20 protein-coding genes are annotated in these 24,706 nt (G+C 66.9%); 4 read left to right on the top strand and 16 right to left on the bottom strand.

Annotation, left to right across the window (positions count from 1 at the left end):
* Positions 1 to 52 precede the first annotated feature (52 nt).
* From EIP85_RS12340 to EIP85_RS12395, 12 genes are all read right to left on the bottom strand, one after another.
* Entirely contained in the window at positions 53 to 1,687 is a 1,635-nt protein-coding gene (locus EIP85_RS12340) for an NAD(P)-binding protein (protein ID WP_127902490.1), read from the bottom strand.
* A complete protein-coding gene (locus EIP85_RS12345) occupies positions 1,684 to 2,706 on the bottom strand; it encodes a thiamine pyrophosphate-dependent enzyme (protein WP_127902491.1) in 1,023 nt (340 codons plus the stop codon). The genes EIP85_RS12340 and EIP85_RS12345 overlap by 4 nt, the downstream gene beginning before the upstream one ends.
* Positions 2,703 to 3,977: a pyruvate ferredoxin oxidoreductase gene (gene porA, locus EIP85_RS12350; RefSeq protein WP_127902492.1), complete on the bottom strand. Its 1,275-nt coding sequence runs from the start codon at positions 3,975 to 3,977 to the stop codon at positions 2,703 to 2,705. The genes EIP85_RS12345 and porA overlap by 4 nt, the downstream gene beginning before the upstream one ends.
* Positions 3,971 to 4,543, bottom strand: a complete 573-nt coding sequence (locus EIP85_RS12355) for a 2-oxoacid:acceptor oxidoreductase family protein (protein WP_127902493.1) — start codon at positions 4,541 to 4,543, stop codon at positions 3,971 to 3,973. The genes porA and EIP85_RS12355 overlap by 7 nt, the downstream gene beginning before the upstream one ends.
* A 342-nt stretch (positions 4,544 to 4,885) precedes the next feature.
* Positions 4,886 to 5,824: a pirin family protein gene (locus EIP85_RS12360; protein WP_127902494.1), complete on the bottom strand. Its 939-nt coding sequence runs from the start codon at positions 5,822 to 5,824 to the stop codon at positions 4,886 to 4,888.
* Between the two features lie 302 nt (positions 5,825 to 6,126).
* Positions 6,127 to 7,890 (bottom strand): ABC transporter ATP-binding protein, encoded by a 1,764-nt coding sequence (locus tag EIP85_RS12365; protein WP_127902495.1) that lies wholly within the window; start codon positions 7,888 to 7,890, stop codon positions 6,127 to 6,129.
* A 35-nt stretch (positions 7,891 to 7,925) separates the two neighbouring features.
* Complete coding sequence (locus tag EIP85_RS12370; RefSeq protein ID WP_127902496.1) at positions 7,926 to 8,870, bottom strand: acetamidase/formamidase family protein; 945 nt, start codon at positions 8,868 to 8,870, stop codon at positions 7,926 to 7,928.
* Complete coding sequence (locus tag EIP85_RS12375; RefSeq protein ID WP_127902497.1) at positions 8,860 to 10,494, bottom strand: ABC transporter substrate-binding protein; 1,635 nt, start codon at positions 10,492 to 10,494, stop codon at positions 8,860 to 8,862. The genes EIP85_RS12370 and EIP85_RS12375 overlap by 11 nt, the downstream gene beginning before the upstream one ends.
* A 38-nt stretch (positions 10,495 to 10,532) precedes the next feature.
* Positions 10,533 to 11,453, bottom strand: a complete 921-nt coding sequence (locus tag EIP85_RS12380; RefSeq protein ID WP_127902498.1) for an ABC transporter permease — start codon at positions 11,451 to 11,453, stop codon at positions 10,533 to 10,535.
* Entirely contained in the window at positions 11,450 to 12,334 is an 885-nt protein-coding gene (locus EIP85_RS12385) for an ABC transporter permease subunit (RefSeq protein ID WP_127902499.1), read from the bottom strand. Before EIP85_RS12385 ends, EIP85_RS12380 begins: the two co-directional genes overlap by 4 nt.
* Positions 12,331 to 12,936, bottom strand: coding sequence for an ANTAR domain-containing response regulator (locus EIP85_RS12390; protein WP_127902500.1), 606 nt, complete (start codon positions 12,934 to 12,936; stop codon positions 12,331 to 12,333). Before EIP85_RS12390 ends, EIP85_RS12385 begins: the two co-directional genes overlap by 4 nt.
* On the bottom strand, positions 12,933 to 14,033 hold the full coding sequence (locus EIP85_RS12395) for a transporter substrate-binding protein (RefSeq protein WP_127902501.1): 1,101 nt from the start codon (positions 14,031 to 14,033) through the stop codon (positions 12,933 to 12,935). The genes EIP85_RS12390 and EIP85_RS12395 overlap by 4 nt, the downstream gene beginning before the upstream one ends.
* A gap of 453 nt (positions 14,034 to 14,486) precedes the next feature.
* On the opposite strand from EIP85_RS12395, the gene EIP85_RS12400 reads away from it, so the two are divergent.
* Together EIP85_RS12400 and EIP85_RS12405 are read left to right on the top strand one after the other, a co-directional pair.
* Positions 14,487 to 15,569, top strand: a complete 1,083-nt coding sequence (locus tag EIP85_RS12400) for a saccharopine dehydrogenase family protein (protein WP_127902502.1) — start codon at positions 14,487 to 14,489, stop codon at positions 15,567 to 15,569.
* Between the two features lie 136 nt (positions 15,570 to 15,705).
* The gene (locus EIP85_RS12405; protein WP_127902503.1) at positions 15,706 to 16,455 is read left to right on the top strand and encodes a 1-(5-phosphoribosyl)-5-[(5-phosphoribosylamino)methylideneamino]imidazole-4-carboxamide isomerase; all 750 of its coding nucleotides are present in this window, start codon (positions 15,706 to 15,708) and stop codon (positions 16,453 to 16,455) included.
* A 9-nt stretch (positions 16,456 to 16,464) separates the two neighbouring features.
* On the opposite strand, the gene EIP85_RS12410 is transcribed toward EIP85_RS12405, so the two are convergent.
* From EIP85_RS12410 to EIP85_RS12425, 4 genes are all read right to left on the bottom strand, one after another.
* Entirely contained in the window at positions 16,465 to 18,045 is a 1,581-nt protein-coding gene (locus tag EIP85_RS12410; RefSeq protein ID WP_127902504.1) for a DHA2 family efflux MFS transporter permease subunit, read from the bottom strand.
* Positions 18,045 to 19,175, bottom strand: a complete 1,131-nt coding sequence (locus EIP85_RS12415) for an HlyD family secretion protein (protein ID WP_164871717.1) — start codon at positions 19,173 to 19,175, stop codon at positions 18,045 to 18,047. The genes EIP85_RS12410 and EIP85_RS12415 overlap by 1 nt, the downstream gene beginning before the upstream one ends.
* Positions 19,176 to 19,419: 244 nt before the next feature.
* A complete protein-coding gene (locus EIP85_RS12420; protein ID WP_127902506.1) occupies positions 19,420 to 20,373 on the bottom strand; it encodes a glutathione S-transferase family protein in 954 nt (317 codons plus the stop codon).
* A 288-nt stretch (positions 20,374 to 20,661) separates the two neighbouring features.
* The gene (locus EIP85_RS12425) at positions 20,662 to 21,594 is read right to left on the bottom strand and encodes a LysR family transcriptional regulator (protein WP_127902507.1); all 933 of its coding nucleotides are present in this window, start codon (positions 21,592 to 21,594) and stop codon (positions 20,662 to 20,664) included.
* Positions 21,595 to 21,703: 109 nt separating this feature from the next.
* On the opposite strand from EIP85_RS12425, the gene EIP85_RS12430 reads away from it, so the two are divergent.
* On the top strand, positions 21,704 to 23,074 hold the full coding sequence (locus EIP85_RS12430) for an amidohydrolase family protein (RefSeq protein WP_127902508.1): 1,371 nt from the start codon (positions 21,704 to 21,706) through the stop codon (positions 23,072 to 23,074).
* A gap of 315 nt (positions 23,075 to 23,389) precedes the next feature.
* Complete coding sequence (locus EIP85_RS12435; protein WP_127902509.1) at positions 23,390 to 24,400, top strand: aldo/keto reductase; 1,011 nt, start codon at positions 23,390 to 23,392, stop codon at positions 24,398 to 24,400.
* Positions 24,401 to 24,706 lie beyond the last annotated feature (306 nt).

The raw sequence follows: 24,706 nt of genomic DNA on the forward strand, positions 1-24,706 counted from the left end.
CCTAGGTGCGGCGCCCGCGCACCGCCTTGACATGTATCAACGGCGGCGGCGGTCAGCCGATCTCGGGCACCATCTGGATCGCCCCGCAGGGGCATTCGGCGGCGCAAAGGCCGCAGCCCTTGCAAAAATCGTAGTCGATGCGGAAGCGGTTGCCGGGGCCGAGCTTGATGACCGCATTGTCCGGGCAGACGCCGAAGCAGTTGTCGCATTCGAAGCAGTTGCCGCAGGACAGGCAGCGCCGCGCCTCGTAAAGCGCGGTGTCCTCGGTCAGGCCCTCGACGACCTCGTCGAAGCTCGTCTGCCGGCGCACCATCGCCAGTTCCGCCTGCACCGAACGGGGCGCGTCGTCGTAATACCAGGTGTTCAGGCCCTCGAACTCCGCCAGCGGATGGCGCTCGGAAGCGCCATATGCCGCGCCGCGCAGCCAGGCGTCGATGTGGCGCGCGGCCTTCTTGCCGTGGCCGATGCCGACCGTCACCGTCCGTTCCGCCGGCACCATGTCGCCGCCCGCGAACAGGCCTGCCCGGCCAGTCATCATCCGCGCGTCGACGCCGACCACGCCGTCCTTCGCGATCTCCACCCCGGCGACCCGGGTCAGAAAGGACGTGTCCACATCCTGGCCGAGGGCGAGGATCAGCGTGTCGGCCTCCAGCGTCTCGAATTCGCCCGTCGGCTGAGGCCGGCCCTCGGCATCGATCAGCATCTTTTCCACGGTGAAACGGGTTTCGTCGATCTCCTTGATGGTGCGGAGCCAGTGGATCAGGACGCCCTCGTCCTCTGCCTCCCGCGCCTCGAATTCATGCGCCGGCATCTCCTTGCGGGAGCGGCGGTAGACGATCATCGCCTCCTCCGCGCCCAGCCGCCTGGCCGACCGGGCCACGTCCATCGCGGTATTGCCGCCGCCGTAGACGATCACCCGCCGGCCGAGCGCGGGGGCCGCGCCGGTCTCGACCTGCTCAAGCAGGCTCACTGCGTCGAGAATTCGGCCAGCGGCATGGGCGGGAATGTCGATCCTCTTGGCCAGATGCGCGCCGACGGCGGCGAAGATCGCGTCGAAGCCCTCGGCGAAGGCGGCCTCTATATCCGTAACCTTGGTGTTCAGCTCCAGCGTCACGCCCATGTCGAGGATGCGGGCGATCTCGGCATCCAGAACCGCGCGCGGCAGGCGGTATTTCGGAATGCCAAAGCGCATCATGCCACCGGCCATGGGTCCCGCCTCGCGGATCGTCACGGCATGGCCCATCCGGGTCAGGTGGTAGGCCGCAGAAAGGCCCGAGGGTCCGGCCCCGATCACAAGCACCCGCTTGCCGCTGGGGTCCGCGCTGACGGCAGGCCTCAGCCCCTTCTCGATCGCATAATCGCCAAGGAACCGCTCCACGGCGTGGATCGAGACGGCCTCGTCTAGCTTTGCGCGGTTGCAGGCGGTTTCGCAGGAATGGTAGCAGACCCGCCCCATCACCGCCGGCATCGGGTTGTCGCGCATCAGGATCTGCCAGGCGGCCTCGTAATCGCCGCTCTCGGCCTCGAACAGCCAGCCCTGGATGTTCTCGCCCGCCGGGCACTGGTTGTTGCAGGGCGGCAGCTTGTCGACGTAGACGGGCCGCTCCGTCCGCCAGGACCCGGTGTGGTTCAGCTTGCTGGAGCCGGGATCGAGCGTGATCGCGAAAGGTTTCACCGCGTCGTTCATGCCTTGCCCTCCCCGAGCAGCCCGTAGCGGCGGATATTGGCATCCGCCATCGCCTGGATCGCCGCCAGGGTCTGGTGATCCTCATGCCCCTCTCGAAAGAGATGGGCGAAGCGCTTCTGCGGCCTCAGATACGCCTCCACCGGCACCTGGTGGCGGATGGTCTTGACCGCCGTCACGTCGCCATGCTCGGCCTCGAACAGCGGGAAGAGGCCGCTTTCCACCGCCAGCCGGGCCAGCTTGATCGTGTCCTGCGAGGCAGAACCCCAGCCCAGCGGACACGGCACCATGATGTGGATGTAGCGCGCGCCCCCGATCGCCATGGCGCGGGTCACCTTCGCCTCCAGGTCGTGCAGATCCGCGACCGAGGCGGTGGCGACATAGGGGATTTCGTGCGCCATGGCGATGCGCGGCAGGTTCTTCCCGGTGCCAAAGACATTGCCCGGGTGCGGGCCCACGGCCGGCGTGGTCGCGGTGCGCGCGAAGGCCGGCGTGGCCGAGGAGCGCTGCACGCCGGTATTCATGTAGGCTTCGTTGTCGTAGCAGATGTAAAGCACATCATCATTGCGCTCGAACATACCGGAAAGACAGCCAAATCCGATATCCGTGGTGCCGCCGTCCCCGCCCTGCGCCACGACCCGCACATCGGTCCTGCCGGTCGCCCGCATCGCCGCCGCGACGCCGGTCGCCACCGCCGGGGCATTGCCGAAGACCGAGTGGAGCCAGGCGATCTGCCAGGAAGTCTCGGGGTAAGGCGTGGTGAAGACCTCGAGGCAGCCGGTCGCGTTCACCGCCACCATCCGCCCGCCCGCGGCCCGCATCGCCGCGTCGAGCGCATAGCGCGCGCCCAATGCCTCGCCGCAGCCCTGGCAGGCGCGATGACCGGAGGTGATGGCATTGGAGCGGTCGATGGAGCTCTGCACCGTGCGTGTCGCGGCATCCATCAGCCGGTTGCCGACGGTATGGGTGCCGGTCTGGTAGAAGCGGACCCTCTGGCCGCCGGTTTCCGCCTGATCGTTCATTCCCCGGCCCTCCTTGGCGAGACCCGGTGGACAAGCCCCGGGTTCAGGGCCTTCAGCAGGTTCTCCGCGATCGGCCCGGATTCGCGCAGCCCCGCGGCGCGGGTCAGCTGGCCCTCGACCGCGCTGCGGTTGAGGTCGAGGAAGGTGATGTCGTCGAGCGCGTCGCGGCCCGCCGCCTCGATCACCCCGGCGATGCCGGAGCGCAGGATCGGCCGGCCGCCGAGCCCGGCGATGACGGTGTAGACCGGGACCGCGTGCCCGCGCAGTGCCATGCGGAGGTTGGAGGCGAGTACCCCGCCAAGCCCGGGGGAAAGGCTTTTTTCGATGCAGACCACGCGTTTGGCGCCTGACAGGGCCTCGTTCAGCTCGGCCAGCGGGAAGGGCCGGAAGGAGCAGATCGAGATCGCGCCGGCCTTCACGCCGCGCTCGCGCTCTGCGTCCACAACGTCCTTGATCGTGCCGTTGATGGAGCCGAGCGCGACGAGCACCGTCTCGGCCCCCTCGAGGCGGTAGGGGCGGATCAACCCGCCGGCTTCGCGGCCGAAGGCGGCGCGGAACTCATCGGCCACGCGGGGGATCACCTCCAGCGCGTCGATGTGCTTCTGGTGGCCGAGATAGCGGACCTCGGTGAAGGCCTCCGGCCCGACCATGGCGCCGATGGAATAGGGGTTGTCCGGGTCGAGCTGCTGGACCGGCACATAGGGCGGCAGGAAGCGGTCGACCTCTTCCTGGGTCGGCAGGTCGATACGTTCGAAGGCATGGGTCAGGATGAAGCCATCGACGCAAACCATTACGGGGCAAGACAATTCCTCGGCGATGCGGAAGGCCTGGATGTGGAGGTCCGCCGCCTCCTGGTTGGTCTCGGCGTAAAGCTGGATCCAGCCGGCATCCTTCAGCGCCATGGCGTCGGAATGGTCGTTCCAGATGTTGATCGGGGCACCGATGGCGCGGTTGCCGAGCGTCATCACGATCGGCAGGCCGAGGCCGGCGGCGTTGTAGACCGCCTCGGCCATGAAAAGCAGCCCCTGGCTCGCCGTCGCCGTATAGGCCCGCGCGCCCCCTGCCGAGGCGCCGATGGCGACGGACATGGCGCCGAATTCGCTTTCCACGTTGATATATTCGCAGCCCTGGAGGCGGCCGTCCTTCACCATGGCGCCGAGGCCCTCGACGATATGGGTCTGCGGCGTGATCGGGTAGGCGCAGATGACCTGCGGGCGGCAGAGGGCGATCGCCTCGGCCATGCCCTGGGAGCCCTCGATCTGCTTCAGCATGGCGCAACCTCCTTCTGCATCAGGGTGAAGGCCTCCTCGGCCGCCGCTGCGTTGGCCTCGCCGACCCGGCCGGCGAAGCGGGCGCGGATGGCCTTCAGTACGGCCGCCAGCCCGACGCGGCCTGTGAGCGCGGCGAAGCCGCCCAGAAGCGCCGCGTTGGGCAGGGGGCGGCCGATGTGACGCAGCGCGATCTCGGTCGCGGGCAGGCAGAGGGCATGGCCGGGGGGAAGCCTTTCGGCGACATCGGAAATGCCTAGCTCGGCAAGGGTTTTCGTTGAATTCACAAGCAGGTAGCCGCCGTCCTTGAGACCCGCGAAGACATCCACGGAGTGGAACAGCGTCGGGTCCTGAATAATCAGCGCGTCGGGGTCGACGATGGGTTCGCGCAACCGGATCTCGCGCTCGTCGATGCGGCAGAAAGAGGCGACGGGGGCCCCTGTCCGCTCTGATCCGAAGGAGGGGAAGGCCTGTGCGTGGCGCCCCTCGTCGAATGCCGCGACGGAGAGAAGTTCCGCCGCCGTGACGACCCCCTGACCGCCGCGTCCGTGCAATCTGACTTCGAACATGCATGCCTCCTTGCCTGGGAGGAGGCTGCTGCGGACCGGGCGGCGGCGCCCTGACCTGTGTCAAATCGCGGTTCGGTTGTGCGGGATTCGGCTCACGAAAGTGGGAGGCGAGGAGAGGGCTGAAGGGGGCTGCCGACAGGGCACCGATCAAGCACCGCTTTCGCACCGTAAAAGCACCGTATTTCGGGACGGTGGTCGGGCGGTTTGCGCAACGGGTGCGGCGGTAGACGGTGCGCACTGAGTGCGCGCCCTACGCGGAGGAAGGACTGCGCCTGCCCGCGGACAGGCGCCGGTCCGTCGGTGCTGCGCACCGCTGTTCCGGGCCGGCCCCTCCATCCCTCCCTACCGATCGGGGGCGGGGATGAACTCTGCGTCGTCGCCGGGCGGCAGGCGGAAGCGGCCGTGGGCCCAGTCGCCGGCGCGCCAGGCCTCCTTCGCGGCCTCGATCCGCTCCTTCGAGGAGGCGACGAAGTTCCACCAGATATGCCGCGAACCTTCCAGCGTCGCCCCGCCGAGCGCCAGCATCCGGGCGCCCCCGGCCCCCGCGCGCACGGCCAGGCGGTCGCCGGGCCGGAAGACGAGCATGCGGCCGGCCTCGTAGCTCTGACCGCCCGAAGAGACCGAGCCGGAGAGGATGTAGAGGCCGCGATCCTCCTGATCCTCGGGCAGCGGCAGCGCCGCGCCGGGGGCGAGGGTGACGTCGGCGTAGAACATCTCGGATGGCACGGGCACCGGTGCCTCCGCCCCCCATGCGCGGCCGAGGATCAGGCGCACGGATTTGCCCTCCGCCTCCAGAACCGGCAGCTTGTCCGCCGCGGCATGGGAGAAGCCCGCCGGGTCGTCCTCCTTCTCCAGCGGCAGGGCGAGCCAGGTCTGCACGCCGAACATGGTCTGCGGCGCCTGCCGCGCCGGGCCGTCGGTGCGTTCGGAATGGGTGATCCCCTGCCCCGCGACCATCAGGTTCACCGCCCCCGGCTCGATCCACTGGTCGGTGCCGAGGCTGTCGCGGTGATGCATCCGTCCCTGGAAGAGATAGGTGACAGTGGCGAGCCCGATATGCGGGTGCGGGCGCACGTCGATGCCCTGGCCGGTCAGGAACTCTGCCGGACCCATCTGGTCGAAGAAGATGAAGGGGCCGACCATCTGGCGCTTCGCCGAGGGCAGCGCGCGGCGCACTTCGAAGCCGCCGAGGTCGCGGGCGCGCGGCACGATCACCGCCTCGATTGCGTCGACCGCGTCGCCGATTGGAACGCTTGGGTCCATAAGGGGTGTCCAGCTCATCTCGCGCCTCCTGTCCGTTGCCAGGATCAATCTAGCGCAAAACCGCCGTGGCGCTTCCCCCCGTCAGCGCGCAGGCCCCGTGCAGGGCTGCACGGCATGGTGGGCGGCGGCACCGTTCGGCGCGCCCATCTCGGGACAGGGGCGGGGCCAGGCGGGGGCGAAAGGCCGCGCGTCAGAAACCTACGTGATTTCAAGGCCCTGAAACGGCCGTGGCGGCCTTCCCCCCGGCCCCGGCGTCGCCGGAACCGGGGGGCGCAAATGCTCAGAAAAGCCGGCCGTTCGGGCGGGCAAGGCGCCCGCGTTCAGGCATCCGCGTCGGCGGCCACAAGATGTCCGTCGCCGACATCGACGAGGGGAACGCGGACCGGCTCATCCCCGAGCTTGCGGACGGGGCTGGGAATCTCGCCCAGCATGCGCGGGAAGGCCTCGCGGCGATGTTCCGGGTCAGGGACCGGCACCGCTTCGATCAGCCGGCGCGTGTAGGGGTGGCGCGGGTTCGAGAAGATCTGCGAACAGCGCCCCATCTCCACGATCTGGCCCAGATACATGACCGCGATCCGGTCGGAGATATTCTCCACCACCGCCATGTCGTGCGAAATGAACATGTAGGAGATGCCGAACTCTGCCTGAAGCTCCTTCAGAAGATCGAGCACCCGCGCCTGCACCGAGACGTCGAGGGCCGAGACACTCTCGTCCGCCACGATCAGCTTGGGCCGAAGCGCAAGCGCCCGGGCAATGCATATGCGCTGCCGCTGCCCGCCGGAGAATTCATGCGGATACCGGGTCATCTGGTCGGCCGAGAGGCCGACGCGGTTGAAAAGGCCCGCCACCCGGTCGAGGCGCTCGGCGGGATCGCCGATGCCGTGGATGTCGAGCGGCTCGCGCACCAGATCGCCGACCGTCATCCGCGGGTCGAGGGAGGCGAACGGGTCCTGGAAGATCATCTGCACATCGCGCCGCAGCGCCAGACGCTCGCGCGCATCGCGGGCGGACATGTTGCGGCCGTCGAGCACCAGATCGCCGGTGTAGGGCACGAGGCCCGCGATCGCCTTGGCGGTGGTGGACTTGCCGCAGCCGGATTCGCCCACGACCGAGAACGTCTCGCGGCGGCCGATCTCGAGAGAGATGCCTTCGACGGCGTGGACCCGGCGGTCCACCTGGCCGAAGAAGCCGCCGTGCAGGTCGAAGCGGACCGTCAGGTCGTCGACCGAAAGAAGCGGATCCGCCTTCGGGGCGGGCACGGGCGCCGCCGGCGCCTGGGCCCCGACGCGGATGCGCGGAACGGCGGCCAGCAGCTCTCGCGTATAGGGTTGGGAGGGTTCGCGGAACAGGCTGCGGATGTTGTTCTGCTCGACCATCTTTCCGTCGCGCAGGATGATCACGCGGTCGGCCGTTTCGGCGACGACGCCCATGTCGTGGGTGATCAGGATGATCGCAGTGCCCATTTCCTGCTGCAGATCCTTCAGCAGCTGCAGGATCTGCGCCTGCACGGTCACGTCGAGCGCGGTTGTCGGCTCGTCCGCGATCAGCACGTCGGGCTTGAGGGCGAGCGCCATGGCAATCATGACCCGCTGGCGCATGCCGCCGGAAAGCTCGTGGGGATATTGCGTCAGGCGGCTGGCCGCCTCGGGGATACGGACGGCCTCGAGCGCCTCGATCGCGCGGGCGCGGGCGGCGGCGCGGCCGAGCGGCTCATGCGCCTGGATCGCCTCGATAAGCTGGCGGCCGATGGTCAGGACCGGGTTCAGCGAGGTCATCGGCTCCTGGAAGATCATCGCGATCCGGCTGCCGCGGATCTGGCGCATCCGCCCCTCGCCCAGCTGGGCGAGGTCGATGTCGCCCAGCATCACCGAGCCGGCGGAGATCTTTGCGGCGGGCCTGGGCAGGAGGCCCATGATCGCGAGCGATGTCATCGACTTGCCGGAGCCGGATTCGCCGGCGAGCGCCAGCGTCTCGCCGCGGCGCAGCTCGAAGCTGAGGCCGGAGACGACCGGCCTCGGCCCGTCCTCGCTGCCGACGACGACGGTCAGCCCGCTGACGGACAGGACGGGGGGATCAGCCGGCATCGCGATGCCGGCTGAAGCGCTGGACTGTGGCTGGTTCATTCAAACACACAGCGTGGAAAGTAGAACGAGACGACCCAGTTCGGCATGTCGACGATCTCGCTGATGCGCAGGTCGCCGCAGACGGAGCAGAGCATATAGGCCTCCACCGGCGCGATGTTGTAGCGCCCGGCGAGCAGGTCGACCATTTGCGAGACCGCCGCCTTCGCCCCGGCCATCAGGTCGGCGCCGACGCCGGTGGTGACCTCGTAGCCCTTCGCGTCGAGGTGGCGCGTGACCGGCCCCGGCGTGGTGAAGCGCGGCATGGCGAGGTTCGCCTGCTTCTCCAGCTCGAAAGTCAGCACCGCGTTCATCGGGCTTTCGATCGCGGTCCCGCAGACTTCGCCATCGCCCTGGGCGGCATGCGTGTCGCCCACCGAGAAGAGCGCGCCCGCCACCTCGACCGGCAGATAGAGGACCGTGCCGGCGGAGAGATCGCGGATGTCGAGATTGCCGCCCACCCGGCGCGGGGGGACCACCGAATGCAGCCCCGGCTCCGCCAGCGCATTGCCGATGGTGCCGGCGAACGCCTTCAGCGGAACCCGCGCGTTCTTTCCGAAGAGCGCGGGCTCCATGGACCCCTTGTCATAGGACCAGATGTTCAGCGCCGGATCCTTGAAGTCATCGGCCAGAAGGCCGAAGCCCGGAATGTTCGCGGTCCAGCCGAAGCCGGAGGGCTTGAACTCCTCGATGGTGATCTTCAGCGCGTCGCCGGGCTCCGCGCCATCGACGAAGATCGGCCCGGTGACCGGGTTGATCTTGTCGAAGGACAGCGTCGCGATATCGGCGGCTGTGCTTTTCGCGGTCAGCTGGCCGCCCGAGGAATCCACGCATTCGAACTCGACCGTGGTGCCGGGCGCAATGCGCCCGGCAGGTTCGATCGAATTGTCCCAGCCGAAGTGATGATGGTGGCTGTGGATCGTGTAGTCACACTTAGTGCACATTCTTCACCCAGATATTGTTGTAGTTCACCGGGATGTTGATCGGGTCGGCGTAGAGGGCGTCCGGCCCGGCCATGCGGTCGGAGCGCATCGTGTAGTGCTTCTCGTGGAAGACCGAGACCCAGGGCGCTTCCTTCACGACCTTGGCGTAGATCTCGCCCCACATCTTGTTGCGCTCGGCCTGCTGATCGGGGGCGACCAGCGCGTCCGCCTTCTTGGCCTGCGCGTCCAGCGCCTTGTCGCAGAACTTCGCCCAGTTCCAGCCGCCGGGCACCGCGCCCTCGCAGCTCAGGATCGGCCAGTAGAAGTCCGACGGATCGGGGTAATCGGCAATCCAGGCCATGCCACCGGACCAGATCATCGGCACGCCCTTGTCGGAACCGCCGGCCGAGATCACGTTGGCCTGGTCGAGCGACTTGATCGCGGCCTTGATGCCGACGTTCGACAGATCCTGCTGGATCGCCTGAGCGATGCGCGGGTTCGGATCGGTGTTGTAGACGTAGAGCTCGGTCGAGAAGCCCTTCGGATAGCCGGCCTCGGCCAGGAGCTTCTTGGCACCTGCCGGGTCGAACTTGTAGCCCTGGATGTCCTTGTTGTAGCCCGGCATCAGCGGCGGCAGCGGCTCTTTCGCCGGGATGGCGCGGCCGTTGATGATCTGGATGATCCGCTTCTTGTTGATCGCCATGTTCACGGCCTGGCGCACCTTCACGTTGTTGAAGGGCTTCTCGGTCGTGTTCATCGTGATGTAGCCGGTCTGAAGCTGTTCGCCCTCGACGATGTTCTTCCGCGTCTTCGGGTCCTTCATCACTTCAAGGAACTTGGCCGGCGGGATGCCGTCACCGGCGATGTCGATCTCGCCCCGCTGCAGGCGGAGAAGCGCGACGATCGGGGCCTGGCCGAATTCGAAGGTGATCTGGTCGAGATGCGGCAGACCCTTCTGCCAGTAATCCGGGTTGCGGACGAAGACGAGCTTCTGGCCGACGTCCCACTGCTTCATCTCGAAGGCGCCGCTGCCGACCGGGTGGTGGCCGAAGTCGGCGCCCCATTTCTCGACGGCTTCCTTCGGCACGACGAAGGAGAAGTTCAGCGCCATCTTCTGCAGGAAGGCGGCGTCGGGCTGCGACAGGTCGATCTCTACCGTTTTCGGGTCGAGGACCTTCACGCCGGACAGCTCTGTCGCCTTGCCGGCGGCGACCTGGTCATAGCCGACGATGGTGGAGAAGAAGCTTGCCCCCGGGCTTTGCGTCTTCGGGTTCACCACGCGGTCGAGCGAGTATTTCACGTCCTCGGCGGTGATGGCGCGGCCGTTGGAGAACTTGATCCCGTCGCGCAGGGTGAAGGTGTAGGTCTTGCCGTCGGCGGAGATCTTGTAGCTCTTGGCGAGGTCCGGCTCGAGCTGGGTGGTGCCCGGCTTGTAGGTCATCAGCCCGTCGAAGAGGCTCTTGATCATCGACCAGTTCTGCCAGTCGTAGCCGATGGCCGGGTCGAGCGTGGCGACGTCGTTCGAGAAGGTGACGGTGATGTCGCCCCCCTGCTGCGGCGTGCCGTCGTCTGCCAGCACGGTGCTCGGCATGGCCGTCATCCCGAGCAGTGCTGCAGCAATCCCTGTTGTCAGTATTTTCTTCATTGCTTGCCTCCGTTTGGAAAGCGGTGGGTTGAAACCTGTCACTTGAGCTTGATCCGGGGATCTATGAAGGGCGCGATCAGGTCGGCGAGAAGGTTGCCCAGCACGATGGCGACCGCGGATACCAGGGTGACGCCCATGATGATCGGCGTGTCGACGCGCTGGATCGCCTGCCAGGCGAGCTGGCCGATTCCGGGCCAGCCGAAGACGCTTTCGACCACGACGATGCCGGACATGAAGAGGCCGATGTCGATGCCGACCATGGCGACGATGGGCAGGATCGCGTTTGGCAGAGCGTGGCGGAACAGGATGGCGGCGCGCTTCAGCCCCTTGGCCCGGGCGGTGCGGATGAAGTCCTGCCGGAGCACGTCGATCATCGAGGACCGCATCATCCGCGAATACCAGCCCGCCCCGAGGATCCCGAGCGTCACCGAGGGCAGCACGAGGTTCGAGAAATGGCCGTAGCCGCCGATCGGGAACCACGCGAGCTGCACGGCGAAGACGTAGAGGAGCAGAAGGCCCACGACGAACTGCGGCGCGGAAACCCCGACGAAGGAGACGACCATCAGCGCCTGGTCGGTCTTGGTTCCGCGGCGCAGGGCCGCGAAAAGCCCCATGGTCAGCCCCATGGAGAGCTCGCAGAAGATCGAGCCGACCATCAGAAGGAGCGTCGCGGGCAGCCGCGCCGCGATGAGCGATCCGACCTCGGTCCGCTGCAGGTAGGACCGGCCGAGATCCCCGTGCAGCAGCCGCACCAGGTAGCGCCAGTACTGCACGATGAACGGCTGATCGAGGCCAAGCTCCCTGCGGATATTCGCGATCATCTGCGGACTGGCGTTGCGGCCGGCGATCTGGCGTACCGGGTCTGCCGGCAGCAGGTAGAGCAGCGCGAAGGTGACGAGGGACACGCCGAAAAGGATGAGGATCGACTGCACGATCCGCTTCGCAAGATAGGCGATCATTTCAGATGCCCCCGCTGTGTCGGGTCAAGAACATCGCGCAGCGCGTCTCCCACCAAGTTGAAGGCAAGCGCGAGCAGCAGGATCGCCACGCCGGGGAAGAAGACGAGCCAGGGCGCCGACTGGAAGTAGGTCTGGTTCTCGAAGATGATGTTGCCCCAGGAGGGGGTCGGCGGCTGCACCCCGACGCCGAGGAAGCTGAGCGTCGCCTCCAGCAGCACGGTCGTCGAAATGCCCAGCGTTCCCCAGACGATGATCGTGGGGAAGAGATGCGGCAGGATGTGGCGGGTCAGGATCCGCCCTGCCCCGGCGCCGATCGAGCGCTCGGCCTCGATGAACTCGCGTTCGGCCAGCGAGCGGGTCTCGGTGAAGATCACGCGGGCAATCTGCACCCAGTTCACCAGCGCGATCACCATGGCGACGATCCAGAGGCTGGGCGTGAAGACGGCGGCCAGGCTGATGGCGAGGAGCAGCGCGGGAAAGGCCATCATCAGGTCGGTGAAGCGCATCAGGATCGTGGCGACCCAGCCGCGGTAGAACCCGGCCAGCACGCCCACGAGCGTTCCGATGAAGAGAGAGATGCCGTTCGCCACGATGCCGATGATCAGCGAGGTCCGCGCCCCGAAGAGGATCCGCGTCAGAAGGTCCCGCCCGAGAAGATCGGTGCCGAGCAGGAATTTGGCGTTCGGGGCAAGCGGGGCGCCCTGAAGCGTCAGCCCGTCGAACATCTGATCGTCCGGACCGTAGGGCGTCAGGTAGGGCGCGAAGACCGCGCCCAGCACCACCAGCGCGATGATCGCCAGGCCGAAGATCGCCAGCGGGCGGGACAGAAGCCGCGAGATCGCTCCGCGCTCGCGCTTGGGGGTATCTGCAGCGGCGGTCACTTGGTCACCTGGCGGTCGGCCCGCTCCATATCTGTTTCGCGATAGGCAAGCACGCGTTGGGCCGCCTCCTCCATCGTCAGGCGGCTGTCCATGGCGAGGCTGCGCAACCGGGCGAAGCCCGCCTCCTGGCTGCCGCCGGCCTGCGCCAGGGCCGCGACCGCCCGCACGATCGTCTCGCGCTGGGAAATCCGCTCGCGAAGGCTCGCGACCTTCGCCTCCAGCGCCTTGTTCTGTTCGAAGGTCTGCCGCGCGATCAGCAGCGAGGAATAGACCCCGGCACTGCCGACCGGCTTCAGCAGCTGCGCATTGGCGGAGTGCGAGAGCGCCCATTCGATGCGCCCGGGCGCTTCCGAGCCGATAAGCGCGATCGTCGGCATAGGGGCCGCGCCGGGCTTCCACGGAAACTGGTCGTCGAAGCCCATGTCGGCGTCGAAGAACAGGAAATCGGCCCGGACGGCGCTTGCGGGCACCTCCGGCCAGGCCTGCTCGGCGGTCAGGCCGATCGCGGTCAGCTGCCGCGCCAGCGCCTCCACCACGTCGTGCGGCCGGTGCAGGATGACGGCATGCGCGCCGCCGAGGATCGGGATGCGCCGCGCCGTCATGACACCACCCGAAGGCCCGGGCGCCCGAATGCCGTCATCGGATCGTAGCGTGAGAGATAGGGATCCGGGGCGAGGCAGGCGGCAGACTCCTCCACCACATCGAAACGGCCATCGTGGATGCGGGCGATCCGCACCGGCAGATGGGCGTGCCGCGTCGCCGGGTCGATCGCGATCTGGCCGAGGGGCGTCCGGAACCGCCGGCCGGCGAAATCCATCGCGCCGCCCGCGGGGGTCTCGCCGTCGAGCATCTCTGCCAGGATCGAGACGGCGCTGTAGGCGGAAGCCATGAAGGAGGAGTCGAGGCCCTCGTCCTTGCCGCCCGGCACCCCGTCGAAATAGGGGCCAACGGAGAGGTGGCCCTCTCCATTCCCGCCGATCGCGGGCAGCTCTGCCTCGGAGATGTTGCAGCTGATCAGCGGGCAGGTGCCGGGCTGGAACCACGGATCCTGCCGGCCAAGCTCGGCATAGGCGCGCAGGAAGGCGTAGGAGGTGGCGCCCACGAAGTTGTTGAGGATGAAATTGGGGCGCTGGATGCGGATGTCCTCGACAATGCGCCCGACATCCTCGTCGCCCATCGCCAGGTACCGTTCCCCCAGCACGGTGCCGCCCGCGTCCCCGATCAGGTCGCGCGCGATGCGGTTGGTCTCCCACCCCCAGATGTAGTTGGAGCCGACCAGAAAGGCGCGCGACCCGAAGCGCGGCACGACATAGGCCAGCAGTGGCAGGATGTGCTGGTTCGGGCAGGCGTGCATGTAGACGACGTTCTCGCTCGCCTCGAACCCTTCATAGGGGGCCGGATACCAGAGCATCCCGCCGTGCTTCTCGAGCGCGGGGATGACTTCCTTCCGGCTCCAGGAGGTGATGCAGCCGATGATGTGGCGGGCCCCGGTGTCGCGCAGAATGTCCTCGGCCAGAGGCGCGTAGCGGTCGACGTTGCCGCCCGGATCCCGCTCTACCGGCACGATCTCGATCCGGGCATCCGGCCGGGCGTTGACCCGCTCGATGGCCTTCAGCGCACCCGCCCGGCAGCTTTCGGAAATGAGCGCGTAGGTCCCGGATCGCGAAAACAGCAATCCAACTTCGATGCGCTTAACCATGAGCAGTCGCCCCACGTCAGAAAATAAAAAAGCCCGCAGAAGCACCATCTGATCGACAGCGCTTAAGCGGGCGTTCTTGCCAGTGGCCACTCTGAGCCTTTGGGGTAAGGCTATTCACACGTCGTTGATTGTCAAGCCCATTGGGACGGCGGCGGCCCCTCCCACGCAATAAATTCCCCCGGCAGGAGGGGGTGAGCTTAATTTTCTTGCAAACGGTCCTGCCGGACGTTCCTGCCAGACGGCCCCGCGCTGCCGGTTCCCTTGGGGCACGGGGGGGCACGGGGGGGAAGGGGGGGCACGGGCAATGCGCCCATCCGCCCGGCAGAATTCGGCGGTTTGACACCGGAGCGGGCAATCTGCCGGGGGATTTCGTCAGCCATGCCCATCACTCTGCACGGCAGAATGCGCCGGGGCCACGCAGGGGCGATGGCCGGCAAGGAAAGGGAAAACCTCATGTCTTTCAGCAGGATCGCCGTGCTTGGCCTGGGCAAGGTCGGGCATCTGGCCGCCGAGCTTCTGGCTGCCTCGGGCTTCGAGGTCACCGGGATCGACGCGCGCGCCGTGACGGAGGCGCCCTTCGCCACGCGGGTCGCCAACCTGACGGAGGCGGAGGGCCTTCAGGACATTCTGTGGGGACAGGAGGCGGTGCTGTCCTGCCTGCCCTACAGCCTCAACACCGGGGTCGCGAGCGCGGCCCATGCGCTTGGCCTCCACTACTTCGACCTGACCGAGGACGTGCCGACGACGAAACATATCCGCCGCCTGGCCGCGACGGCGCGCGGCGTGATGGCACCGCAATGCGGTCTGGCGCCGGGTTTCGTCGGGATCGTCGGGGCCCATCTGGCCGGGCAGTTTGACAAGGTGCGGTCGATCCGGCTGCGCGTCGGGGCGCTGCCCCAGAACCCGACGGGGCTTCTGGGCTATGCCTTCAACTGGTCCCCCGAGGGCGTGGTCAACGAATACCTCAACGACTGCGAGGTGATCGAGGAGGGCGTGCTTAAATCCGTCTCGGCGATGGAGTGGCTGGAGACCATCCATATCGACGGCATGCAGCTTGAGGCGTTCACGACCTCCGGCGGCCTTGGCACGATGTGCGAGACCTTCGCCGACCGGGTCGAGAACCTGGATTACAAGACGATGCGCTATCCGGGCCACGTCACGCTGATGAACTTCTTCTTCCACGAGCTGCTGATGCGCGAAAACCGGGCCGATGCGGGCAGGATCCTCACCCATGCCAAGCCGCCGGTGTCGGACGATGTGGTCTATCTGCATGTCGCCGTCGAGGGCTGGCGCGACGACCAGCTGGGCCGGGAGGAATTCGTGCGAGCCTACTACCCGCTCGAGATCGGCGGCAAATCCCGCACGGCGATTGCCTGGACGACCTCTGCCTCGGTTGCGGCGGTGATCGAGATGGTGCGCGATGGCAGGCTGCCGCAGCAGGGCTTCCTGAAGCAGGAAGAGATCCCGCTTGTGCCCTACCTGAAGACGCGCACCGGCAATTACTACGAGATCGGTCACCGCCGCCGGAATGGCTGACAGGGGGGGCGGCGGCCGCATCTGCCGAATCTGTCCGTCACGTGCGTCGCAAAACAGGCTTAGCCCGGCGCGTGGAAGACAGAGCGCAATGGGCGTACCATGACCATTGGCGCTGCAGTCACCGGAGGGCATTGCCATGATTCTCTATCCCACCCTTGAAATCATGAACGGTAAATGTGTGTCGCTGAAGCGCGGGCGGCTGGAGGAGCCTGTCCTGTGGCACATCGACCCGCTGGCAACGGCACGCCGCTTTGCCGAGGCGGGGGCCGAATGGCTCCACGTGACCGACATCAACCGTCTTCTCGGCAACGCGGGGGATAATTCCGACCTGATCGAGGAGATCATCAGCGCGGCCGGGATCCCCGTGCAGCTCGGCGGCGGCTTCCGGTCGCGCGAGGCGGTCGAACGCTGGATCGACAAGGGCGCGGGGCGCATCGTGATCGGCACGATGGCTGTCTATTATCCCGACCTCGTCAAGGAGCTGGCCAAGCTTCATCCCGACCAGATCATCCTGTCGCTGGACATCTACCAGGGCCGCCTGATGACGGACGGATGGCGCTCGCCCAGCGCATTCACCCCCGAGGCGTTTCTGGCCGAATTCGACCGCGCGCCGCTGGCTGGCGTCATCGTCACGGACATCGACGCCTATATCGCCGATGAACCGGACGGGTCGATGGGCGTGATCGCGGGCCTGGCCAAGGGCACGCGCCATCCGGTCATCGCCAGCGGGATCGTGCGGAGCATCGATGACGTGTCGCGCCTGCATTACATCCCCGGGATCTCCGGTGCCGTGATCGGGCGCGCGCTGATGACCAAGGACGTGGACCTGGTCGATGCGCTTGACGTCGCGCGGGCGACCCCCGAACCGACGGCCGAGTTCCAGTAAGGGGCGCGGTCAGTGCGCGGGCTGCGAGGCGGCGGCCCGTGCCTTGCGGCTGCCGACCCGCAGCATCAGGACCAGCGGCACCACGAACAGCACCGCGATCGTGAGGACGTGAAAGACGTCGTCATAGGACATGACACTCGCCTGCAGGCGGGTCATGCCGTAGATCTTTCCGATTGCGGCCTGCTGGCTGCCGAGGGTGCTGCCGAGCTGCCGCACGGCGGTGGAAAAGGTCGGGTTCAGCATGTTGAGCCCCTCGGTAAGCCGCACCTGATGGAACTGTTCCCGCTGGGCAAGAAGCGTCTGGCAGAGCGAGATCCCGAAGGCCCCGCCAAGGTTGCGGAAGAAGTTCAGAAGCGCGGACGCCTTGTCGGCGCCGCCCGGCGGCAGCTCGAGATAGGCCGCTGTGCTGATTGGGATGAAGAGGAACGGCAGGCCGATCGAGATGTAGAACCGGGCCGTCACCGCGTTCCAGAAGGTGCTCGCGAGGCTGAATTGGCTCAGGTAGTGGAAGCTGACCGCCTGGACCAGGAAGCCCGGCACCAAGAGGAGGCGAAGGTCCAGCCGGTCCGACAGGATGCCCGAAAGCGGCATCACCACGATCGTGAAGATCCCGCCGATGGTCAGCGCCAGCCCGGCCTCGTAGGCGGTGTAGCCATAGACCCGCTGCAGAAGCTCCGGCACCAGCTGGATCGTGCCGAAGACGAGCAGGCCCACCAGTGCGATCAGAATCGAGCAGATCCTGAAATTGTGCACCCCCAGAAGCTGCAGGGGAACGATCGGGTCGTCGTGGTTGAGCTCCCACACCGTCATTCCGCCGAGACCCAGAAGCGTCAGCACGGCCAGGATGCGGATGAAATCGCTTGAGAACCACGCATCCTGCTGGCCGCGGTCGAGCATGATGAGCAGGCAGCCAACGCCCACCGCCATGAACAGGAAGCCCACCCAGTCGATCCTGATCCCGCCCTCGCGGGTGCGGCGCGTCTCTTCCTGCAGCACCGGCGCCTCGACCACGAAGGCGCCGGACAGGACCAGCGCGAGGATGCCGACCGGCAGGTTGATGAGGAATATCCAGTGCCAGGAGATGGCATCGGTGATCCAGCCGCCAAGCGTGGGCCCGAAGATCGGACCGACGACGATGACCATGCCGAAGGCGGCGAAGGCGATGCCGCGCCGGTGCGGTTCGAAACTGTCGGCGAGCATCGACTGCTCGACCGGCGCCAGCCCGCCGCCGCCGACCCCCTGCAGCGTCCGGGCAAAAAGCAGGAACCCAAGTGTCGGCGCGAAGGCGCAGGCCACCGAGGAGAGGGTGAACAGGGTGATCGAAATCTGGAAGTAGCGCTTTCGGCCCAGCACCCGCGAAAGGAAGCCCGTGATCGGGATCACCACGGCATTCGCCACGAGGTAGGTCGTGATCATCCAGGTGCCCTGGGAATAGGAAACCGCGAGGCTGCCAGCGATATTGTTGAGCGCCACGTTCGCGATGGAGACGTCGAGAACCTCCATGAAGGTGGCCAGCGAGATCGCCCAGGTCATCACCCAGGGCCCGGCGGCCCCCGCTGCGGATCGCGGCAGGCGGGCCTCTTCGGCCATCACTGCCCGACCCGGACCGTCGGCACCACCGACATGCCGGGGCCGAGCACGTATTTCGACAGATCCGGCCCTTCGATCGAGATCCTCACCGGGACCCTTTGTACGACCTTCACATAGTTGCCGGTGGCGTTCTGCGGCGGCAGCAGCTGGAACGCCTCGCCCGAGCCGCGCTGGATCGAGAGGACCTTGCCGTGAAAATCGACACCCGGATAGGCGTCGACATGGATGCTGACCGGATCGCCCGGATGGATGCGGGCGAGCTCGGTCTCCTTGAAATTGGCCGTGATGAAGACGTGATCCGGCACCAGGGCCATGATCTGCTCGCCGGGCTGAACATAGCTGCCCTGATTGACGTTAAGCTGAACGATCTGCCCGGCCATCGGAGCGCGGATCGTCAGATGGTCAAGCGTCACCTGCGCGGCCTCCAACGCCGCCTTCGCCTGCTTCAGCTGCGCGTTGGCCGAAGCGACGCCGGCCGTTGCGGCATCGGCACTTGCCTTTGCCGAGGCGACGGCGGTCTTTGCGCGGGCGGCATCGGCCTTGGCCGAACTTGCCCGGGTTCGGGCATCGTCGAATTGCTGTTGCGACACGGCCGTGTTGCCGCTGCTCTTCTTCAGCCCCTGCAACCGGTCGAGCGTCCGCTGGTCGTTCTCGGCCGTGATCCGGGCCGCCTCATATGCGCTTTCGCTTTGCGCGATGGCGGCCTTCGCCTCTTCGAGATGCGCGGCGGCGCTTTGCACGCCTGCCTTCGCCCCGCTCAGCGCCGCCGACGCCTGATCGTAGCTTGCCTTCGCGGCGGCCGGGTCGATCCGGGCGAGAAGCTGACCGGGCTTGACGGAGGTGTTGCTGTCGATCGGGACGTCCACGAGGCGCCCCGGTTCCTGGGGAGCGATGCGCACGATACGGGCGTCGATGAAGGCGTCGTCGGTCGAGGTGTAGAGCCGGGCGTAGAAATACCACCACGCCCCTCCGCCCGCGCCAAGGAGCGCGATCACCACGACCAGGAACAGCAAGAGCCGCCGCCGCCGCAGGCGGGAACGATCCTTGCTGCGCGACGCGCCTTCATCCGAGGACGGCGGCTCCTTCCCGGGGCCCCTTGCCTCTGCACCATCCGGTGCGTCCTGTCGCATTCGGTCTTCGTTCACCACCGCAACGGGGCGCGGCTTGCTGCCTGCGCCCTCTGTCTCCTCTGGCAGGGGTAAATCCTCGTCCATACTGTCGACCTATCCGCAATGACCCTAGGAGATAGGCCTTCGCCGCAAAATATCTAATCGCGGCAGGCCGATGCCGGCTCACATCCCCGACAGGCCCCGGCGCCGGTGTGGCGCGGACCCGCCTGGAAGGCCGCAGCAGGGGCCGTGCGGGCTGGCGCCCTTACAGCGCGGAGGCCGGTCCGATGGGGACGATGCCCGTCGGGTTGATCGACGTCAGGCTCTCGTAATAGTGGTGGCGGATGTGGTGCAGGTCGATGGTCTCCTCTACCCCCGGCCAGGCGCGCAGTTCGGCGAAGTAACGGCTCAGGTTCGCGTAATCTGCGATGCGCCGCAGGTTGCACTTGAAAAGTCCGACATAGACGGGATCGAAGCGCAGAAGCGTCACGAAGAGGCGCCAGTCCGCCTCCGTGACGCGGTCGCCGCAGAGGAAGCGGCGGCTGGCGAGGCGATCGTCGAGCATGTCCAGCGTTGCGAAAAGCTCCCCGGCGGCCTCCTCGTAAGCGCCCTGGCTGCGGGCGAACCCACAGCGGTAGACGCCGTTGTTCACAGTCGCGTAGATGCGGTCGTTCAGCGCGTCGATCTCGGCCCGCAGGTCGGCCGGATAATAATCGCCCGGGGCGGCGCCGAGACCGTCGAAGGCGGAATTGAACATCCGGATGATCTCGGAGGATTCGTTGCTCACGATCCTGCCCTGAGCCCGGTCCCAGAGCACCGGGACGGTGACACGGCTGGTGCAGTCGGGCTTCGCGGCGAGGTAAACCTCCCGCAGGTAGCGCGCGCCCAGGATCGGGTCGGCCATGGTCCCGGGGCCGTCGTCGAAGCTCCAGCCCTGCTCGCCGAGGTGCCAGTGGACGACGGAAAGGTCGATCATCTCCTCCAGCCCCTTGAGGCGGCGGAAGATCAGGGTGCGATGCGCCCAGGGACAGGCAAGTGAGACATAGAGGTGGTAGCGGCCCGCCTCGGCCTTGAAACCGCCCTCGCCGCTTGGCCCCGGAGCGCCGTCGGGGGTGATCCAGTTGCGGAAGACAGTGTCGGGTCGCTGGAACCGCCCGCTTGCGTCAGCCCTCTTGCGCGGGTCGTCTGCCTGCCAGTGGCCCTCGATCAACAGCCCCATCGTATCCTCCTTCGTCCTCGTTCGGCCCGCCGGAAAAATGGCCGGGCCACCGGCGTCCGTAACGGCCGCCGGTCGTGGTTCGATCAGATGCCTTGGTGATCCGCATCCCCCGTCTTCGGCAAATGAGGACCAAGTCGGGGGGCAATGTCCACCCCGGAGGGCACATGAAGGCCCTGGACTGGATGGGCGGAAGGGATCACACGCGCATGTGAAGTCCCAGGGCATCCCGAGGATGCCGATGGCATGCGTCCGGCCCCTGCCGGTGCTGCGTCCCGGGGATGGGCCGCGCTATCCGCGCGCGGCCCCCGGGAGCGCCTTCGCCTCCGCCGCGATGCCGGCGAGCGTGTCGATGAGGATCGCCGACAGGGCGCTCGCGCTCTGCGATGTCTGTGCCGGGGGGCGGCCGGTCAGCGACAGCACCTCTGTCGCGCGGCCCGCCGCCATCGGCAGGAAGAGCAGGTCGCCCCGCCGCACCTCTTCGCAGACATCCGCCCAGGTGAGGAAACCCACGCCCGCGCCCGCCATCACCAGCGACTTGATCGCCTCGATGGAGTTGGACCGCGCGATGGCCTGGGAGTTCAGGCCCATCCGCTCCATCATCGCCCGCACGATGGGTTCCACGGTCAGCGAGCGATCCGACAGGACGACGTGCCGGCCCTGCAGGTCCGAACGGGCCAGCGCCCCCTTCCGTACCAGATCGGGCGTCGGCCGCAGCACGATGCCGATGTCGAGCGCGGTTTCGAAGAGAACCCGCAGCCCGAGATCGCCGGGCATGTTGAAGGCCACCGCGAGGTCGAGTTCGCCCGCCAGCATCCGCTGCGCGATCCGTGCCGTGCCGCCGGTGAAGACATCCAGCGTCGTCGCGCCGTGCATCGCTTCCAGCCTGCGGAAGACCGCGGGAAGAACCGTGCGGGTGAAGCATTCCATGATGCCGATCCGGACCAACCCCTTCCGGCCCTTCAGCATCTCGATCTCGCCGCGCAGGGCCTGATCTTCCCCCTGCCACGCCCGGATGCGGTCCACCACCAGCTTGCCCGCCTCGGTCGGGGTCATGCCCCGGGCGTGGCGGGTCAGAAGCGGCGTTCCCATCTCCGCCTCGAGGTTCAGGATCTGACGGTCGATCGCCGAAGGCGCCAGGTTGATCCGCTCCGATGCCTTCCGGATCGAACCTGCGCTAACGACAGTCTCGAAGACTAGGGCGGCCCGGGTGAGCAGAGGCATGGCGAGTGTGTCCTCATTTATAGAACGCGATGTGCATTTCTTTGCGTTTGAATGGAACACCCCCGGCCCGTAGCCTCAAGCCTGAAACCATTATGATGGAAGGGTTCCGATGGGCGACGACCAGCTTCTGAGTGCCGGCCATGTGCTGACGATGGATGCGGCCAACACCGTGCTGACCGACGGCGCGGTTCTTGTCCGCAACGGGACGATCCAGGCCGTCGGCAAGCGGACGGAGCTTGAAGGAAAGCATCCGGACGCGGCCCGCACCCACTACGGCAACTGTCTTCTGATGCCCGGGCTGGTCAACGCCCACAGCCATTCCGGCCTGTTGCGCGGCACGGCGGAGGGGCTGCCCGTCTGGGACTGGCTGCGGATGTATATCGATCCGATGCACCGCGTGCTGAACGCGCGGGAGGCCGAGGCCGCCTCGTGGCTCTGCTATGCCGAGAGCCTTCTGGCGGGCTCGACGACGGTGGTCGACATGTGGCGCTTCATGCATGGCAGCGCGCGGGCGGCCGACAGGCTCGGCCTGCGCGCTGTGCTGGTGCCCTATGTGGGCGAGCATCCCGATTACGACTACTTCGAGACGCTCGACAGCAACGAGCGGCTGCTGGAGGACTGGCACGGCGGGGCGGAGGGCCGGATCAGCGTCTGGGTCGGGCTCGAACATCTCTTCTACGCGTCACCGGAGCGCCATCGCGCCTTCATCGACCTCGCCCTGAAATACGACACAGGCTTTCACACCCACAGCAACGAGGCCGAGATCGAGCTGCGGGAAATGGACCGGCGCTACGGCAAGCGCTCCATCCACGTCCTGCGCGATCTCGGGTTCTTCGAGCCGAGGCACACGCTGCTTGCCCACTGCGTCTGGCTGGACGACGGCGAAATCGCGCTTTTGGCCGAGCATGGGGCCGGCGTGGCCCACAACCCCGTCAGCAACATGAAGCTCGCCAGCGGGATCGCCCCAGTGGAGAAGCTGCTGAAGGCCGGGGTCGCCGTCGGCATCGGCACCGACGGGGAGAAGGAAAACAACAACCTGGACATGTTCGACGACATGAAATGCGCCTCCCTCCTGGCCAAGCTGAACACACTCGATGCCGGGGCGCTCGACGGCTGGCAGGTGCTGCGCATGGCCACGATCGACGGCGCGCGCAGCATCGGCATGGGGGACACGATCGGATCGCTGGAACCCGGCAAGCGCGCGGACATCATCGCGGTGCGCACCGACACCCCGCGCATGACGCCCCTTCTGGGAGAGGGCGAATTCTTCAACCTGCACTACAACCTGGTTCATGCCGCCCGCGGATCCGATGTGGAGATGACGATGGTGGACGGCCGCGTCGTGGCCGAGGCGGGCCGGCTGCTGAACGCCGACCTCGACGGGCTGATCGCCGAGGTCCACGCCGTCCTGCCGGATCTGTTCGCGCGGCGGGCGGCATTCCTGGCGGATCACAGGGACGGTGCAGTCAGCCCGGTGTGACCAGCCGGGTTCACTGCCCTGCGGAGCGCATGCTCGAGCTGCGTCCGAAGAAACCCAGGATCGAGATCGCCACGGGGGCCGGCTTCCCAAAGCCGGCCTCCGAGCCCGAAGTCTGACTGGCACGCATGTCGTCAAGATGCTCGACCAAAAGGAGGGACTCCAGTCTGAGATCTGACCGGCGCACGATCCTCGCGTGAGTGTGTCGCCACCCGTCCGTCATCTGGCTTGCGTCAAATGGATTGCGGATTAGCTAACCGGTGTACCGCAGCTCTCGAAGCTGCTTCGGTTACTTGTATGCGGCAGGAGGCGTGAACAATGGAATATCGAGCCCTTGGCAAATCTGGCCTCAAGGTATCCGAGCTTTGCCTTGGAACGATGACGTTCGCCGGCGGCTCCGGAATGTGGAAAGCGATCGGTCAGGTCCCGCAGGATGAGGCGACCGCTCTGGTCAAGACCGCATTCGACGCTGGTATCAACTTCTTCGACACGGCGGATATCTATTCGGAAGGCGCGTCCGAGCGGATGCTGGGCCAGGCTCTGAAGAACCTGGGCCTGCCCCGCGGCGAGGTGGTGATCGCGACAAAAGCCTTTGGCCGCGTCCATCCGGGCCCGAACGGCCGCGGCGCCTCGCGCAAGCATCTTATCGATGCCTGCGACGCGAGTCTTGCCCGGCTCGGCCTTGATCACATCGACCTGTATCAACTCCACGGCTTCGACCTCGAGACGCCGGTAGAGGAGCAGATGGACGCGCTGAACGACCTCGTCCGTGCCGGAAAGGTCCGCTACGTCGGTGTTTCGAACTGGGCCGCCTGGCAGCTGGTCAAGGCCTTGGGCATCGCCGAGCGGCGCGGCTTCGCGCCCATCCGGTCGATCCAGTCCTACTATACCATTGCCGGACGCGAGCTTGAGCGAGAGATCATTCCAGCTCTCAACTCCGAAGGGGTGGGTCTCATGGTCTGGAGTCCGCTTGCCGGGGGCTACCTGAGCGGGAAATTTACCGGCGCGACGGGCGACGGCCGGCGCGCGAATTTCGACTTCCCGCCGATCGACAAACCGAAAGCCGACCGCATCGTCGAGATCATGCGGGCGATCGCCGACGCGAAGTCGGCTTCGGTCGCGCAGATCGCTCTCGCCTGGCTGCTCCATCAACCAGCGGTCACAAGCGTCATCATCGGTGCCAAGCGGGCCGATCAGCTCCAAGACAACCTGAAAGCCCCTAACGTGAAGCTGAGCGAAGATGAGCTTGCGCAACTGGCGGACGTGAGTGCGTTGGACAAGGAATATCCCGGGTGGATGTTCGAGCGTCAGCAGTCCGCAAACCGGTAGCCCACCCACGGAGCCCGGGCTCCAGGGTCCGGGCCCCATTGCCAGGGTGATGCCCTCGCCCGCTTCCGCTCGCCTTGCCCGAACCTCCAATGGCTGCCACACCAGTCGGCCCCTTGCACGCGCAGAAGGAGCGCCGGGGACGGGTATCTCGAAGACCGTTGCTTCCTCTGCCGGGCCAATCAGTCCCCGCCACGGAGCAGGTCAGGTGAGTGACGACGCCGGTACGGCGGCGCTGCCCGGCAGGGCCCGGACAAGCCGGGTTTCACGACCATGCGCTGAAACAGGAGACAGCTCACGCTCACTATC

It is taken from the genome of Solirhodobacter olei (genome assembly GCF_004010155.1).
GTDB classification, from domain to species: domain Bacteria; phylum Pseudomonadota; class Alphaproteobacteria; order Rhodobacterales; family Rhodobacteraceae; genus Solirhodobacter; species Solirhodobacter olei.

Excerpts from the sequence above, each read along its gene's own strand:
- EIP85_RS12340 (WP_127902490.1), bottom strand. The coding sequence starts at position 1,687 with ATGAACGACGCGGTGAAACCTTTCGCGATCACGCTCGATCCCGGCTCC.
- EIP85_RS12345 (WP_127902491.1), bottom strand. The coding sequence starts at position 2,706 with ATGAACGATCAGGCGGAAACCGGCGGCCAGAGGGTCCGCTTCTACCAG.
- porA (WP_127902492.1), bottom strand. The coding sequence starts at position 3,977 with ATGCTGAAGCAGATCGAGGGCTCCCAGGGCATGGCCGAGGCGATCGCC.
- EIP85_RS12355 (WP_127902493.1), bottom strand. The coding sequence starts at position 4,543 with ATGTTCGAAGTCAGATTGCACGGACGCGGCGGTCAGGGGGTCGTCACG.
- EIP85_RS12360 (WP_127902494.1), bottom strand. The coding sequence starts at position 5,824 with ATGAGCTGGACACCCCTTATGGACCCAAGCGTTCCAATCGGCGACGCG.
- EIP85_RS12365 (WP_127902495.1), bottom strand. The coding sequence starts at position 7,890 with ATGCCGGCTGATCCCCCCGTCCTGTCCGTCAGCGGGCTGACCGTCGTC.
- EIP85_RS12370 (WP_127902496.1), bottom strand. The coding sequence starts at position 8,870 with ATGTGCACTAAGTGTGACTACACGATCCACAGCCACCATCATCACTTC.
- EIP85_RS12375 (WP_127902497.1), bottom strand. The coding sequence starts at position 10,494 with ATGAAGAAAATACTGACAACAGGGATTGCTGCAGCACTGCTCGGGATG.
- EIP85_RS12380 (WP_127902498.1), bottom strand. The coding sequence starts at position 11,453 with ATGATCGCCTATCTTGCGAAGCGGATCGTGCAGTCGATCCTCATCCTT.
- EIP85_RS12390 (WP_127902500.1), bottom strand. The coding sequence starts at position 12,936 with ATGACGGCGCGGCGCATCCCGATCCTCGGCGGCGCGCATGCCGTCATC.
- EIP85_RS12395 (WP_127902501.1), bottom strand. The coding sequence starts at position 14,033 with ATGGTTAAGCGCATCGAAGTTGGATTGCTGTTTTCGCGATCCGGGACC.
- EIP85_RS12400 (WP_127902502.1), top strand. The coding sequence starts at position 14,487 with ATGTCTTTCAGCAGGATCGCCGTGCTTGGCCTGGGCAAGGTCGGGCAT.
- EIP85_RS12405 (WP_127902503.1), top strand. The coding sequence starts at position 15,706 with ATGATTCTCTATCCCACCCTTGAAATCATGAACGGTAAATGTGTGTCG.
- EIP85_RS12410 (WP_127902504.1), bottom strand. The coding sequence starts at position 18,045 with ATGGCCGAAGAGGCCCGCCTGCCGCGATCCGCAGCGGGGGCCGCCGGG.
- EIP85_RS12415 (WP_164871717.1), bottom strand. The coding sequence starts at position 19,175 with ATGCGACAGGACGCACCGGATGGTGCAGAGGCAAGGGGCCCCGGGAAG.
- EIP85_RS12420 (WP_127902506.1), bottom strand. The coding sequence starts at position 20,373 with ATGGGGCTGTTGATCGAGGGCCACTGGCAGGCAGACGACCCGCGCAAG.
- EIP85_RS12425 (WP_127902507.1), bottom strand. The coding sequence starts at position 21,594 with ATGCCTCTGCTCACCCGGGCCGCCCTAGTCTTCGAGACTGTCGTTAGC.
- EIP85_RS12430 (WP_127902508.1), top strand. The coding sequence starts at position 21,704 with ATGGGCGACGACCAGCTTCTGAGTGCCGGCCATGTGCTGACGATGGAT.
- EIP85_RS12435 (WP_127902509.1), top strand. The coding sequence starts at position 23,390 with ATGGAATATCGAGCCCTTGGCAAATCTGGCCTCAAGGTATCCGAGCTT.